Source organism: Cardinium endosymbiont of Philonthus spinipes, from assembly GCF_964030745.1.
Lineage (GTDB): Bacteria > Bacteroidota > Bacteroidia > Cytophagales > Amoebophilaceae > Cardinium.
In genome coordinates this window covers 404,314-418,235 of sequence record NZ_OZ034918.1, presented here as the reverse complement: position 1 = coordinate 418,235, position 13,922 = coordinate 404,314, and the positions used below count along the sequence as shown (strand labels likewise).

The 13,922-nt window shown below is 40.3% G+C and carries 13 protein-coding genes; 7 read left to right on the top strand and 6 right to left on the bottom strand.

Annotation, left to right across the window (positions count from 1 at the left end; all coding sequences use genetic code 11):
• Positions 1-536 precede the first annotated feature (536 nt).
• A complete protein-coding gene (locus tag AAHM81_RS01815) occupies positions 537-1,880 on the top strand; it encodes an IS110 family transposase (protein WP_342265438.1) in 1,344 nt (447 codons plus the stop codon).
• Positions 1,881-2,471: 591 nt separating this feature from the next.
• Here the strand turns inward: AAHM81_RS01815 and accC are convergent.
• From accC to AAHM81_RS01785, 6 genes are all read right to left on the bottom strand, one after another.
• Positions 2,472-3,827, bottom strand: a complete 1,356-nt coding sequence (accC, locus tag AAHM81_RS01810; RefSeq protein ID WP_342265655.1) for an acetyl-CoA carboxylase biotin carboxylase subunit — start codon at positions 3,825-3,827, stop codon at positions 2,472-2,474.
• 32 nt (positions 3,828-3,859) lie between these two features.
• Positions 3,860-4,303, bottom strand: a complete 444-nt coding sequence (gene accB, locus AAHM81_RS01805; RefSeq protein WP_342265654.1) for an acetyl-CoA carboxylase biotin carboxyl carrier protein — start codon at positions 4,301-4,303, stop codon at positions 3,860-3,862.
• A gap of 2 nt (positions 4,304-4,305) precedes the next feature.
• On the bottom strand, positions 4,306-4,881 hold the full coding sequence (efp, locus tag AAHM81_RS01800) for an elongation factor P (RefSeq protein WP_342265653.1): 576 nt from the start codon (positions 4,879-4,881) through the stop codon (positions 4,306-4,308).
• Between the two features lie 56 nt (positions 4,882-4,937).
• Positions 4,938-5,942, bottom strand: coding sequence for a beta-ketoacyl-ACP synthase III (locus AAHM81_RS01795; RefSeq protein ID WP_342265652.1), 1,005 nt, complete (start codon positions 5,940-5,942; stop codon positions 4,938-4,940).
• Positions 5,943-6,137 (bottom strand): 50S ribosomal protein L32, encoded by a 195-nt coding sequence (gene rpmF / locus AAHM81_RS01790; RefSeq protein WP_342265651.1) that lies wholly within the window; start codon positions 6,135-6,137, stop codon positions 5,943-5,945.
• A gap of 147 nt (positions 6,138-6,284) precedes the next feature.
• Positions 6,285-6,878, bottom strand: coding sequence for a hypothetical protein (locus AAHM81_RS01785; RefSeq protein WP_342265650.1), 594 nt, complete (start codon positions 6,876-6,878; stop codon positions 6,285-6,287).
• 450 nt (positions 6,879-7,328) lie between these two features.
• Between AAHM81_RS01785 and lnt the strand changes: the two genes are divergently transcribed.
• The 6 genes from lnt to AAHM81_RS01755 all read left to right on the top strand — a co-directional run bounded on the left by lnt (position 7,329) and on the right by AAHM81_RS01755 (position 13,921).
• Positions 7,329-9,026 (top strand): apolipoprotein N-acyltransferase, encoded by a 1,698-nt coding sequence (gene lnt, locus AAHM81_RS01780; protein ID WP_342265649.1) that lies wholly within the window; start codon positions 7,329-7,331, stop codon positions 9,024-9,026.
• Between the two features lie 102 nt (positions 9,027-9,128).
• Positions 9,129-9,323: a 30S ribosomal protein S21 gene (gene rpsU, locus AAHM81_RS01775; RefSeq protein WP_342265648.1), complete on the top strand. Its 195-nt coding sequence runs from the start codon at positions 9,129-9,131 to the stop codon at positions 9,321-9,323.
• A 55-nt stretch (positions 9,324-9,378) separates the two neighbouring features.
• Positions 9,379-10,281, top strand: a complete 903-nt coding sequence (locus AAHM81_RS01770) for a tyrosine-type recombinase/integrase (RefSeq protein WP_342265647.1) — start codon at positions 9,379-9,381, stop codon at positions 10,279-10,281.
• Between the two features lie 93 nt (positions 10,282-10,374).
• On the top strand, positions 10,375-11,589 hold the full coding sequence (locus tag AAHM81_RS01765) for an ABC transporter permease (protein WP_342265646.1): 1,215 nt from the start codon (positions 10,375-10,377) through the stop codon (positions 11,587-11,589).
• A 9-nt stretch (positions 11,590-11,598) separates the two neighbouring features.
• A complete protein-coding gene (locus AAHM81_RS01760; RefSeq protein WP_342265645.1) occupies positions 11,599-12,798 on the top strand; it encodes an ABC transporter permease in 1,200 nt (399 codons plus the stop codon).
• A 1-nt stretch (position 12,799) separates the two neighbouring features.
• Positions 12,800-13,921 carry an efflux RND transporter periplasmic adaptor subunit gene (locus AAHM81_RS01755; protein WP_342265644.1) on the top strand — a complete coding sequence of 374 codons (1,122 nt, stop codon included), beginning with the start codon at positions 12,800-12,802 and terminating at the stop codon, positions 13,919-13,921.
• Position 13,922: the final 1 nt, after the last annotated feature.

The following is a 13,922-nucleotide window of genomic DNA, read 5'->3' as shown; positions in this document are numbered from 1 at the left end:
AGCATAAATATATGTTTCTGATTGAAAACATCTTGTAGTGAAATGTATAATGGGGAAATGCTCATCACTGTATGAACGCTCAATGGTGTCAACTTAAGGAATTTGTCTTATTTTTTTACTCAGCACTGTGGTTGAAAACGCATTTTTTCTAGTTTTTTAAGGAACTTCATTACACGCCTGTGTCTGGCCCCTTATCTCCTTCGATAAAAAGTCTGGCCCGATAGTAAATAGCTGCATTGATATCTTTTTCAGCCCCCACCCACGGCTGTGGGTTATACCTAAGCAAGAAACTTATTTATGGCGTTATGATATTTCTAAAAGTTTTGTACTATATTTTTCATTCAGGAGTGCTTTTGCAGTTATGATCGATTGTTTCCCTGGTGCTTAAAGTGCCCGTTTTTCAGCATGGTTTTGGATAGGAGCGGTTGAACCAATGGTGGTACTATAACCCCGATTAGAAGAATGTATTTATTTAGCTGTTCCAAGCTGAAGCACTTCTGTTTGTTATAATAAAATTATATAAATAGCATACTGTCATGCAAAAAGGAAAAAAAAGAGAATCATTGCACATTATTCATCCTAACGCAGCAGGTATTGATATAGGTTCGGAAATACATTATGTATGTGTACCTGAAGGCAGGTGTGAACAAAGAGTTCAAAAATTTAAGTGCTTTACAGAAGATCTCCATAATTTAGCAAAATGGTTGCAAGCCTGTGAAGTGACCACAGTAGCTATGGAATCAACCGGAGTTTACTGGATTCCGTTATTCCAAATATTAGATTCTTATGGTTTTAGTGTTCTATTAGTGAATGCAAAACATGTAAAAAATGTTCCTGGTAGGAAGTCAGATGTACAAGATTGTCAGTGGTTACAACAATTACATAGCTATGGTCTACTCCAAGGCTCTTTTAGGCCAGATGATGAGATCTGTGTCTTACGTAGCTACATTAGACAAAGAGAAAGTCTGGTCAAAACAGCAGCTATTCATATTAATCGTATGCAAAAAGCACTGTCTCAAATGAATCTTCAATTACACAAAGTAATAAGAGATATTACGGGTGTGACAGGTATTCGGATTATCGAATCGATACTGTCAGGCGAGCGCAACGCTGCTAAATTGGCTTCATTAAAAGACTGTAGAATTAAAAGCGATGAGGCTACGATTGCAAAAGCCCTGACAGGAGACTATAGAGCAGAGCATCTATTTTCTCTAAGGCAGGAGCATAGGCTATACCTTATATATCAGGAAGCAATAGCAGAATGTGATAAAGCTATTGCAGATTATTATAAACAATTTGAGACAAAATCTGATTCAGGCCCACCTTGTATTAAAAGCAAAGCTACTTCTACAAAAAACAAGCCGCAGTTTGGTCTGCATGAAGAATTATATCGCGTAACAGGCGTTGATTTTACGACAATTCCTGGCCTTAGCACTTTAACAGTACAAACTATTGTTTCAGAAGTTGGCATGAACCCGCATAAATGGCCAACAGACAAACATTTTTCTTCATGGCTAGGTTTAAGTCCTTCCAATAGAATAACAGGAGAAAAAGTAATAAGTACAAGAACACGTAAAGTAATTAATCGTGCTGCAAATGCCTTTAGAATGGCAGCACAAGCAGCATTAAATAGTAAAAGTGCCCTTGGGGCATATGGTAGAAGAATGAAAACCCGATTAGGAGCCCCTAAAGCGATTACTGCTACGGCAAGAAAAATAGCGAGTACTTTTTATAACATGCTAAAATTTGGGAAAGGCTATGTCGATAAAGGAATAGAACATTATGAAAAAAAATACAAAGAAAGGACCCTAAAATATTTAATCACAAAAGCAAAAGAATTGGGCTATGTAATGGTAAGCCAAACGGAAACATGTACTTGAAGTTTCTTAGAAGCGGGAAAATCGTGAACTCAGCCCGCAAGCGGGCTTCAAACAAACGATTTTCTAATCCGCTGAAAATATATCGCTCAGGTGTTCGTGTTTTACTAGACCTCTTGCAAAACCTATTTCTAATGGCAATTTTGGTGTCGAAGCTTGTCTATGCTCCTCAAATACATTAAGTATTCTGCGGTGCTCAACTACACTTCTCCTAAAAATTGCTCATCACAAAGTAGGTTTTGCAAGAGGTCTACTAGAGCGCCATTTTTTATCGAAGGAGACGTGGGGCTGATAATGATAAGAAAAGCTATTGTGGCCGCCGATAAAGGAATGCAGCGCTTCAGTAAAGCGGAAGTCTTTAAACAATCTATTGTTCAGCGGATTAGAAAAACAGCTTGTTTGCAGCCCACGCAGTGGGCAAGTTCTGTTTTTCCCGCTGAACAATAGATTGTTTCATTGCCTTTACTGCGCGCTAAATCTTTTATCGGTGGCCATAAGTGCTGCGTATACCAATACGCCATGTAAAAAATACTGTTCTATTTAATAGTCAATAATATTTATGTCTTAAGTTTGACGTCATTGAGTGTTCAGCTTTTAGTCTACTTGTTTCAGCAGCGCAAAGTCAAAAGTATTTAAGTATTGGGTGGTGAAGTGGCCTGCTCGAAAGGCTGCATCTTCTACCAAAGCACGGTGGAAGGGTATATTGGTTTGAATACCCTCTATGACTAGCTCTTCTAATGCCCGTTTCATTTTGGCAATGGCATCCACTCTAGTATCTGCATGCACAACAAGCTTGGCAATCATAGAATCATAGTGCGCAGGCACTACATAACCTGCATAAATATGGCTGGCCATGGTGATGCCCAATCCACCAGGGAAATGCATATGGTTAATTTTTCCAGGAGAGGGGCGAAAGCCATTAAAGGGATCTTCTGCATTAATACGAACCTCTATGGCGTGGCCTTGCGGATACAAATTGGATGGACCTAGTGGCTTTCCAGCTGCTATTTCAATTTGCGTTTTGAGCAGGTTAAAGCCAGTAACTGCCTCTGTAACCAGATATTCTACTTGAATGCGGGTATTCATTTCCATAAAGTAGCAGTTTTGGTATTTATCCACTAGAAACTCCATGGTGCCAACTCCTTCATACCCTATAGCAGATACGCCTTGTATAGCTGCTGCTGTTATTTTTTCTCGTAAGGTTTCTGTCACAAAGGGAGAGGGCGATTCTTCTACCAATTTTTGATGCCTGCGTTGGATGGAGCAGTCTCGTTCAGATAGATGGATCACTTTTCCATATTGATCTGCCACGATTTGTACTTCAATATGGCGGGGTTCTTCTATATATTTTTCCAAATATAGCCCATCTTTACCAAAAGAGGAGATGGCTTCTTGCCTGGCCTCTACCCATTTTTGCGGGAAAGCCTCAGCTGTATCGACCAACTTGATCCCTTTGCCTCCGCCACCTGCCGTTGCTTTGAGTAATACAGGAAAGCCTATTTCATGAGCCAAGCGGATGCCTTCGTCAACAGATGTAAGTAGCCCATTGGAACCAGGCACGGTGGGCACGCCAGCAGCCTCCATTGTGGCTTTTGCAGTAGCCTTGTCACCCATTTTACTAATGGCTGCCGCGGAAGGACCAATAAACTTAATACCATATTCTGCACAAATACTTGCAAAACTAGCATTTTCAGATAAAAAGCCATAGCCTGGATGAATCGCATGGGCATTGGTTACTTCGGCAGCAGCAATAATGGAGGGAATAGAAAGATAAGACAAATGGCTGGCAGCTGGTCCAATACAAACAGCTTCATCGGCAAAACGGACATGAAGGCTATCTCTATCTGCTGTAGAATGAACGGCAACGGTTTTAATACCCATTTCTTTGCACACCCGAATGATGCTTAAGGCAATTTCTCCGCGGTTGGCAATCAATATTTTCTGAAACATAGTAGATCAAACTGGAAAGATGGATGCGATGGTTACCCGGCAACTGGGTCTACTACAAAAAGCGGTTGGTCATATTCCACAGGAGAGACATCATCAACCAAGATCTGAACGATTTTTCCAGCCACTTCTGATTCTATTTCATTATAAAGCTTCATAGCTTCTATAATACAGAGTTTGCTCCCTTTTGCAACCAGATCGCCTTCTTTGACAAATGGCGCTTCTTCAGGGCTGGGTGATCGGTAAAAAGTACCAATCATTGGGGATTTAATTGTTACATAGTTGGCACTATGTTCTGGAGGAGTTACTGGAGTCGGCAACGGTAGTGGCAGCGTATTGGGCGCAAGTGACGCCACATGGGCCGGGATGGGAATACTCCTTTTAACATGGATTTTAATGGCTTCCGTTTCAATGTTTACCTCTTCTAACCCTGACTTGGTAATAAAGTCAATCAACTCTTGAATTTCTGTAGTTTTCATACTTACTTTTTCTGCTCGTTTACACGCTCCATATAGAGACCGGTACGGGTATCTATTTTTATAAGGTCTTCATTATTAATAAATAGCGGCACTCTAACCTCTACGCCTGTTTCTAGAGTGGCTGGTTTTAATGTTTTCGTAGCAGTATCTCCTTTCAGCCCCGGTTCTGTATAGGTAATCCGCAATAGCACAGATGGAGGCAGTTCACATTTTAAGACGGTACCAGCATCATCGTGGTAAACGATTTCCACATGTTGCCCTTCTTTTAAGAATTGAGGGGTATTAATAAGAGATGGTTCAATGGTCAGTTGTTCAAAGGTTTCTGTATGCATAAAAGTGTATCCTGTACCATCTTTATAAAGAAACTGGTAAGGTCTGCGTTCGATACGTGCGATATGGATTTTCGAGCCTGCATTAAAGGTATGGTCAATTTGTCGCTCTTTGGTTAAACTTTTTAGTTTGGTGCGCACAAAGGCTGCCCCCTTACCTGGCTTAACATGTTGAAATTCCACTACACTATAGATATCATTATTCAATAGAATACAAAGACCATTTTTAATATCACTTGTATTTGCCATAATATTTTGAACTTATTGCTACTATTTAAAATTCCCCACCTATTGTTTAATGGCTATTACCCATCATATCCCCAGACCATATACATGGCGCCCCAGGTAAATCCACCTCCAAAAACAGTTAATATCAATTTATCACCTTTTTTTAGTTTTTGTTCATAATCCCACAGGCAAAGTGGAATGGTGGCAGCTGTTGTATTGCCATACTTATGAATGTTGAGCATCACCTTTTCCATAGGAATGGCTACCCGATCTGCCACAAGCTTTAAGATGCGTTTATTGGCTTGATGGGGAACTAGATAGGTAATATCTGTTGCAGTAAGGTGATGGCGTGCCATCATGTCTAGCACCACATCTGACATAGCGGTAACTGCTGCTTTAAATACATTTTGACCATCTTGGTGGATGTAATGTGCCTTTGCATCCACGGTTTCATGTGAAGCAGGCAGCCTACTGCCTCCCGCTTTTTGGTAGAGCAGGTCTTGGCCGCTGCCATCTGTTTTGCATATGGTATCTATGATACCATACCTACTATCTCCATCATCTGCTGTGACCAATACGGCACCTGCGCCATCTCCAAAAAGGATACAAGTAGCCCGGTCTGTATAATTGGTGATAGAAGACATCTTATCTGCACCTACTACGACCACCCGTTTGGCCCTACCTGCAGCAATAAACTGAGCGGCTGTATCTAGTCCATAAAGAAAACCGGAGCAAGCAGCTTGCAAGTCGTAGCTAAAAGCATGCGTAGCACCTACTGCATGGGCAATTATATTGGCCGTAGCAGGCGTGATCCTATCTGGTGTAATGGTTGCACATATCAACAGGTCGATTGTAGTAGGATCGGTAGCTGTTTTTTGCAACAAATCCTTTACTGCTTGTATCGCCATGAATGAGGTACCAAGAGCTTCTCCTTTTAGGATTCTTCTCTCTTGAATGCCGGTTCTCGTGGTGATCCATCCATCACTGGTATCTACCATTTGCTCCAATTCGCTATTGGTCAATACATAATCTGGTACATATCCAGCTACACCTGCAATCGAGGCACGTTTGATGCACTGCATCTATGCCGCAGATGTATTATTATCCAGCACTACCCTTCCCTTGTAATACATTTTTCCTTCATGCCAAAATGCACGGTGGGGCGTATGTACTACACCCGTAACAGGACAAACGACAAGAGCGGGCATCGACAGCTTAACATGTGTTCTTCTTTTATCTCTTCTGGAAGCAGAAGATCTTTTCTTTGGATGTGCCATGTTTGTATAATTTATTTAAAACTACTAGAAATAATATTCCTTATGGATCTATCTCTTTTGGTAGGTAACAAATGTTCGAATTTACAAATAATTTTGCCAGTTAGGAAATTATGGGGTCTTTTTTAAAGGTCTAGCTCAGGGGCTACCCTATGGGTCCATTTCTTTGGCTAAAATTTGCTGGTATTGTTGATACTCGCTTGTTTTTAACGTAATTTTTTTTTGTATTTCTGTGTCCCACCCTTTTCGTGTAAGAAATCTTATGAACCAATATTTGTAATAGAGATCTAGTTGTTTTTTAAGTTTTTTTATTTCCTTATCAAGGATTTTTATTTTATTACTCGATTCTGTTATTCTGGATGCCTTGAGTTGTTTGGCGTTTGTATCAAACGATTTATTTGTTGAGTGATGTAATGCAGGAGTTCGATTGTGGGTAGCACAAGGTTTGGTATCTGAACTGTTGCTTTGCTCGTTTTTTACTTTGTTTTTAGCTTTATCATTGCTATTGGGATCATTTTGCTTAGTATCAATAACTACTGGGGCATTCTTTTTTTCTTCTAATGGAGTTTCTTTTGGATTATCAGTAGGATTGGAAGTAGAGATTGTTCTGGCTTGAATAGCCTGTTGCTTGGAACCAGAAATTAATTTTATATTCTTTTGCTGACTGGTGCAGTTCCTGTTTCCATTTAACCCAAATATTAAAAGTATAAAACTAAACTTTCGAATAATTACTTGCAGGTTCATTTTATATTTTATAAGATATATATACTTTTTGTGGCAATTTTTGGTGCATTTTGCATGCTAATAGGACTAGGCGCAGCCTATAAGGCTGTCAGTAATGCGGTCCGTTGATAGGCTTAACCTTACATTAAATGGTTTTGATCTTTGTTGCTAAGTAGTGTGCGTCTGAAATGACCTTTTTAACTGAAAACCTCATTCCTACAATGGTACAGAAAAAATAAGAATATTGCAATATTTCTCTATATTATTGCTTTTTTTGTAGGTTCCTTGTTATATATTTCTGCTGCAGAACCGATTCAGGCAGTCGATTTCGTGCAGTTTTGCTTCATTAGGTTTATTTCTAATTTTTGTAAATTAGCGCAGTGCTATATTTGTAGTGTGGAAGGAATTTGTGCTTGATAAGAAGTAGGTATACTAATCATTCATTTGCAAAAAAATAATTAATAAAAGTTTATGCCGCATCATCTGACTTCTGTTCCATATCCTTTATGCATGCACCCTATTGCTACAAGACTTGCTTCCAAACAATTTTCCAAACGCTATCTATTGCTTTTAATCGCCTTGAGTAGTAGTTTCTTTGCCCTGTCCTGGTGCTCTTTTTGGTTTGGGTGGCTGCTATGTCTAGCCATTGTGCCTATCCTAGCAATCTTTAAATTGCTTGCTATAGCACCCAAAAAAAAACTTTTTTGTTTAGCCTCTATTGCCTTAACCCTGTTGCTTTGGAATACGCTAACCATTTGGTGGATTTATAAAGCTGCTTTTGAAGGTTTGCTTTTTGCAGTATGTTATAATACGATTTGTCTCTCTTTGCCTTGGTTTTGCTATTATTACATGCGAAAATGGGGCGGTTTGTATGTGGGCTATCTGGGGCTCGTAACCAGCTGGCTCACCTTGGAACATGCACACCTTTCCTGGGAACATTGGGAGCTTACTTTTCCTTGGCTAAACTTAGGCAATGGATTGGCTGCATTGCCCCAATGGATTCAATGGTATGCATATACCGGTATACTTGGTGGATCCCTCTGGATTTTGACCCTAAATATACTGCTCTACCACTTGCTTTTTGAAAAAAAATCTACCCCTCTATTCAAGGGGCTTTTGGCCTGGTTGCTACTGCCTATAGCCATAAGCTTAATGATTTATTACACCTATAGCGAAAAGGGAAGGCGTGTAGAGGCAGTGGTAGTCCAACCTAATTTTGATAGCTATACAGAAAAATCCCCCACCTCTCCATACTTTGTTCCCTATAGATACCAAATAAATCGGTTGTTGGCCCTTTCTAAAGAGCAGCTTACACCAACCACCGCTTTAGTAGTGTGGCCCGAATCGGCCATTGATTGTTATTTAGAAGAGATACAGCTGCGTAACTATCTATTGATGCAGCCTGTATTTCAGTTTCTCGAAACCTATCCCGCTTTACACCTTATAACCGGCGCCAGTTCCTTTTGCACTTATGGCCTAATAAAGGCTACCCAAACCGCTCAAAAAATACGAGGAAACTATACTGACCGCTTTAATAGTGTTTTTTATTTAAACAATCGAGAAAAAATAGATATATACCATAAGGTAAAACTACTACCAGGTGGAGAATACCTCCCCTATTTCCATCTTATACCAGAAAAAATACTCTCCTGGATTAAACAAACAATTGACCATATTGGTGGAGGACTTGATCCTTGTTTGGGCAAGGGAAACGAAGCTAAGATTTTTGCAATAGATGGCCATATACAGGTTGCACCAATTATTTGTTATGAATTGCTCTATGGCGCTTTTATAGGTAGTAGTGTCCGAAAAGGGGCCAACCTTTTGGCAGTGGTAACCAATGATGGTTGGTGGGGAAACACCCCTATATATCACCAATTCTTTCAATATAGTCGTTTGCCAGCCATAGCACATCGAAGGAGCGTGGTGCGCGCAGCCAATACCGGTATTTCTGGATTTATCAACCAACGTGGAGAGGTAATCACCACAACCAACCGTTTAGAAGCCGCTGCTACCCGTGCAGTAGTATATGCCAATAATCAAATGACTTTTTATAGCTTACATGGGGATTATATCGGTCATATTGCTGCATGGGCTTGCTTACTGTTATGGTGCATGGTATGCATCGCTACATTGCGCAGAAGAAAAGCAGCTTTTCTGTTAAAATAAAATATTTTACTAGGGTAGCCTTGTGGTTGCTCTGTTTTTAGAGTAGATTTGTGGGTAGGTAATTATAGCGTAACCATTTTTAATTACAAACGAAAGAAGTGTATGATTGTTGTAGAAGTAAAAGACAACGAAGGCGTAGATAGAGCGCTTAAAAGATTTAAAAAGAAAGTAGAGCGCGTAGGTATACTAAAAGAGGCCAGGAAACGTATGGCCTATACCAAACCAACGGTGCGTAGAAAAGCTGAAAAATTGAAAGGGAGGTATAAGCATCAGATACTATATGGCAACAACGGGTAGGGGAGGTGCATAGGATACTTTTTCATCAAGCAAAAAGCTAGCTAAAAATTCCTTTATGGATAGCCAGCACTTTCTTTCTCTTTTTGAAGCCTATTTAACAATAGAAAGGCGTTCCAGTCTCCATACTGTGCTCGCCTATAAGGCCGACTTATATCAATTTGTAGACTATCTATCCGGGCTAACACCTGCAAAAGCAGTCACGGAAGTGACGGCTCAGGAGCTGCGTGGCTGGATAATGGCATTGGCTAAAGCAGGGCTTGTCCATCGTTCTATTAATAGAAAAATGGCTGCCTTGCGTATCTTTTATGCTTTTCTACAAAGAAGGGGCTTTATGCTGGATCCTCCTACCGATGTGCTTAAAAGTCTAAAAGGGAAAAAAAGACTGCCTATCTTTTTTCAAGAAAAAGAACTTTTATCTTTTTTAGATCAGCATCTATTTTCTAACACCTTTTCTGGGCTGCGTGATCGGTTAATTTTAGAGCTTTTATATGGGACAGGCATCCGTTTGGCTGAGCTTATAGCCCTTTGCCAGGCAGACATCAACCTGAAAGATGAAGCCATTCAGGTAATAGGCAAGCGGGATAAAGCGCGTATCATTCCTTTTCCAAAGCCATTGGGCCCATTAATAACTGCTTATTTGTTGGAAAAAAAAAAATTGGGTTATCACCTTACTCCTCAGCTCATCCTCACTGAGGCTGGAAGGCCCTGTTATCCCATGTTTATCTATCGAATTGTTAAGAAATATTTGGCCCCCGCTACACGTGCCAGTCAGCATAGTCCTCATATATTGCGCCATACCTTTGCGACCCATTTGTTAGATAAAGGTGCCGACTTACAGGCTATTAAAGAATTATTGGGTCATGCAAGTTTGGCTGCTACTCAAGTCTATACCCATAACTCTTTAACTCGGTTAAAAGAAATTTTCAAAAAAGCCCATCCTAGGGCAGAGGAAAAATGATACAACATAGAAATTAATTTATTTGCCAGTTTTATATTAAATTCAATCAACTGTTTTAATTAGACCGCTTTTGAAACCTAATTGTAAAGGCTTATGTCTATTTTAGATCCTTTCAGGGAGGCGTGCCAGAGCCTTAAAATCCATACCGCTCGAACCTTTTCTATGGGTTTTGGTGTATTGTGGGCTATTTTTATGCTGGTGTTGCTAGTAGCATTTGGCAATGGCGTGCACAATGGTGTTGCTCAGGCATTTGCAAAGTATGGCACAAAAACCATGATCCTTTGGCAAGGCAGAAGCGGCGGTAGCCACCATCCCATTCCACTAGCCATGGCGACAAACTTATCTGAGCCATTTCATGCGATTCAATATGTTAGCCCTATATTGTGGCATAGCAGCCACGTCAGCTATGCAACAAAAAAAATCAATGCATCCATTTTGGGATGCGATCCTTGTTATCTGCTATTGGCTAATCTATCCCTACAGGAAGGGCGTTTCTTTACACCGCGCGATGCTGTGGCCGCAGATGACCTTTGTGTTATCGGCATAGCTGTCAAAGAAAGGTTATTTGGCGCAGCCTCTGCTATTGGGAAGTATATTTTTTTGGAAGGCATTGGCCTGAAAGTAGTAGGCGTATTAGATCCGTTAGATGCTAGTCTCTACCATGAATCTGATGCAATATTGCTTACCAATAGTTTGTTTAAAAAGATATTTCCTCAGCGTAGTAATTATGTAAGCGCTATTCGGTTGACCCTACTGCCTGATGCCTGTCCAGCAGTGGCTGAAACACAATTTCGCGCTTATTTTGCACGTCATTTGAACTTTGATGCCAAAAACCCACAAGCGCTTAGTCTATTTAGTATTGCCAAACATGCCGCTAAATTTGATGCCTTTTTTAGAAATATTTTTATTTTTAATGCTATACTAGGGGTATGTCTGCTGATAACAGGTATTGTAGCTATGAGTAATATGATGCTGGTAACCATTCAAGAAAGAAAACAAGAGATGGCGATTCGTAGGGTATTGGGAAGCCGTTCCATAGAAATTGTTGCGATGATTTTAGCTGAAGTGGTTATGGTCACCCTTGTGGCGGGTATGGTTGGTTTTGTAGCAGGCTTTGGACTGATCCAGTTGTTAAATAAATGGTTAGTCCCATTATGCAAAGACTATTACCTAGCTACTTTGACCTGCCCTCCTTCGTTTATCTTGACGGGGTTGGGATTGATTGCTTTGGCAAGCTGTTTGGCTGGTATCTTACCCGCTATACGTGCGGTAAATATAAAACCTGTAGAGGCATTGGGTAGCAAATAAAAATAATTTATGTTTGGATATCAGTTGTTTTTAGAGGCTCTTGATAGTTTAAAAGCCCATAAAATGCGGACTGTTTTTACCGGGTTTGGTGTGATGTGGGCAATGTTGATCTTGGTGCTTTTACAAGGGGCAGGCACTGGACTTTATAATGGTATGGTTACAAGATTTCAGCGCTATAGTGACCGTTTGTTGTACATTTATGCAGGTTACAGGCTAACAGATCAAATGCATTTGACAGAAGCATTAACAGATGACCTTGCCAGTAATTTGAATGTTTTTGAGCACATCATGCCTGTCTTTCGCACTAATAGTTCTGTTGCTTACGGGCAAAACCTATATAAAAGCCCTATATTAGGTGTACGTATTGGGTATGAAAAGATGAAATACTTGGAGCTTGTGGCGGGGCGTTTTTTCTCCGAACGTGATGTAGTCCAAAGGCTACCAGTTTGTATCCTAGGCTTGAAAATGAAAACTGACCTATTTGATAGACAGGAAGCGGTTGGGCAGTTCATTACCATAGATGGCACTGTTCTTGCGGTGATTGGTGTATTAGAGGCAACAGCTGGAATAGATGATGATAAAGTCATTATTCCAAGCAGTTTATTTAAAGCATTGTTCCCCAACCATGCAGAGCAGGTTGATTCTGTCATTGCTACCTTAGCGCCCAAACAAAATCCGCTACAGGTAGAAAAAAAAGTGCGCGCCTATTTGGCCAGGCGGCTCCATTTTGATGCGGAAGATAGGCAGGCAGTGTATATACATAGTTTATCTAAACGGGCTCGATCTTTTCAACTATTGTTTATCATGATGCAGGCATTTATTTGGCTGGTTAGCTTCTGTTTTTTGGTTAGTGGCGTAGTGGGGGTAGGCAACATGATGTTAGTGGTCGTGAAAGAACGTACACAAGAACTGGCTATTCGTAAGGTAGTTGGAGCTAAGTCCAGCCATATTATCGGTTTAATTTTATTCGAATCGGTTGCCATTAACTTGATTTCTGGTATCTTAGGTTTGGGAGCGGGCATCACCATCCTTCGATGGGTAAATAACTATCTGTTGCCTATTATTGAAAAATATGGTATTGCTCGTTTTGAATTTCAATTTCCTGGATATGCCTTAGTCGTTTTGGTGTGTTCTGGTTGTTTAGCTGGTATGATCCCTGTAAAAAGAGCATTGTCCATTAGGCCAGTAGATGCTTTAAATAATGAATAAAATGCGTATAATAACCAAATTGATTTTAACCACTGGTATCCTCACTGGAGGGGTTTTTGCTTATGCCAAACTATATAAAGACCAATGGAACAAGTTAGATCAACTAGCCTTTTGGAGGAGCGTAGATCAGGTAGTTGTTCCAACCACACAGCCTACTTGTAGAACCATTGTTCGAAAAAAAGTGTTTTCTGGTAGCCTTATACCCCATAAAGAAATTAAGCTAGAGGCGCATGTTACCGGTATTATAGACAAACTATTTGTACGGGTAGGGGATTATATACAGCAAGGTGCAGCTGTTGCCCGTATTAAAATACAACCTAAGCCACAACAAGTTCAGGTTGCAGCAAGCAAGTTGCGTTTGGCTACTATTGATCGGAATCAAGCCAGAGCCAAATACTTAAGAAACAAGCAACTTTTTAGTAAAAAGATGTTGGCTAAAGAAGCCTATGAAGCCTCTTTAGCAGAGTGGGAGCAAAGCAAAGAAAAAGTTGTTGCAGCTCAGAAGGAGTTAGAAATCAGTCAGCGTGGCTATACTACCACAAAAGGAGCAGCTGCCAATGTTGTGAAAGCTACTACGAAAGGGACCATCTTAGACCTGCCAGTTAAAGAGGGCAGTATGGTGCAGGCAGTGAGCGAAAGGGCTTCTGGAGCCACAGTAGCCGTGATTGGAGATATGGATCAGTTTTTATTTTCCGCGAAGGTAAGTGAATTAGATGTAGTCCATCTCACCAAAGGTATGACCTTTACAGCCTCCTTAAATGCTTTAAATGAGGAAAAACTCCAAGTTACTTTAACCAAAATTTCACCAAAAGCCAGTGAAGAAGCATTAAAAAAAGGAGAAACCAAATTTGAAATAGAAGGGGTTATACGAAAACCTAAAAAGTCAAAGGTTACTTTACGCGCAGGCTATATAGCCCTTGCAGAGGTAATTTTAGAGCAAGCAAACGATGTGTTGGCTATTCCAGAGCGCATGGTTCACATGGAAGGCGCTACCTATTTCGTAAAATGTTTGCATGAAGGTAAAGTAGTTAAAAAAAATGTGGTGTTGGGGTTATCAGATGGCATTTATGTAGAAGTAAAGGAAGGGCTTACGGAAGCCGACCACTTAATTGTAGAAACGTAGC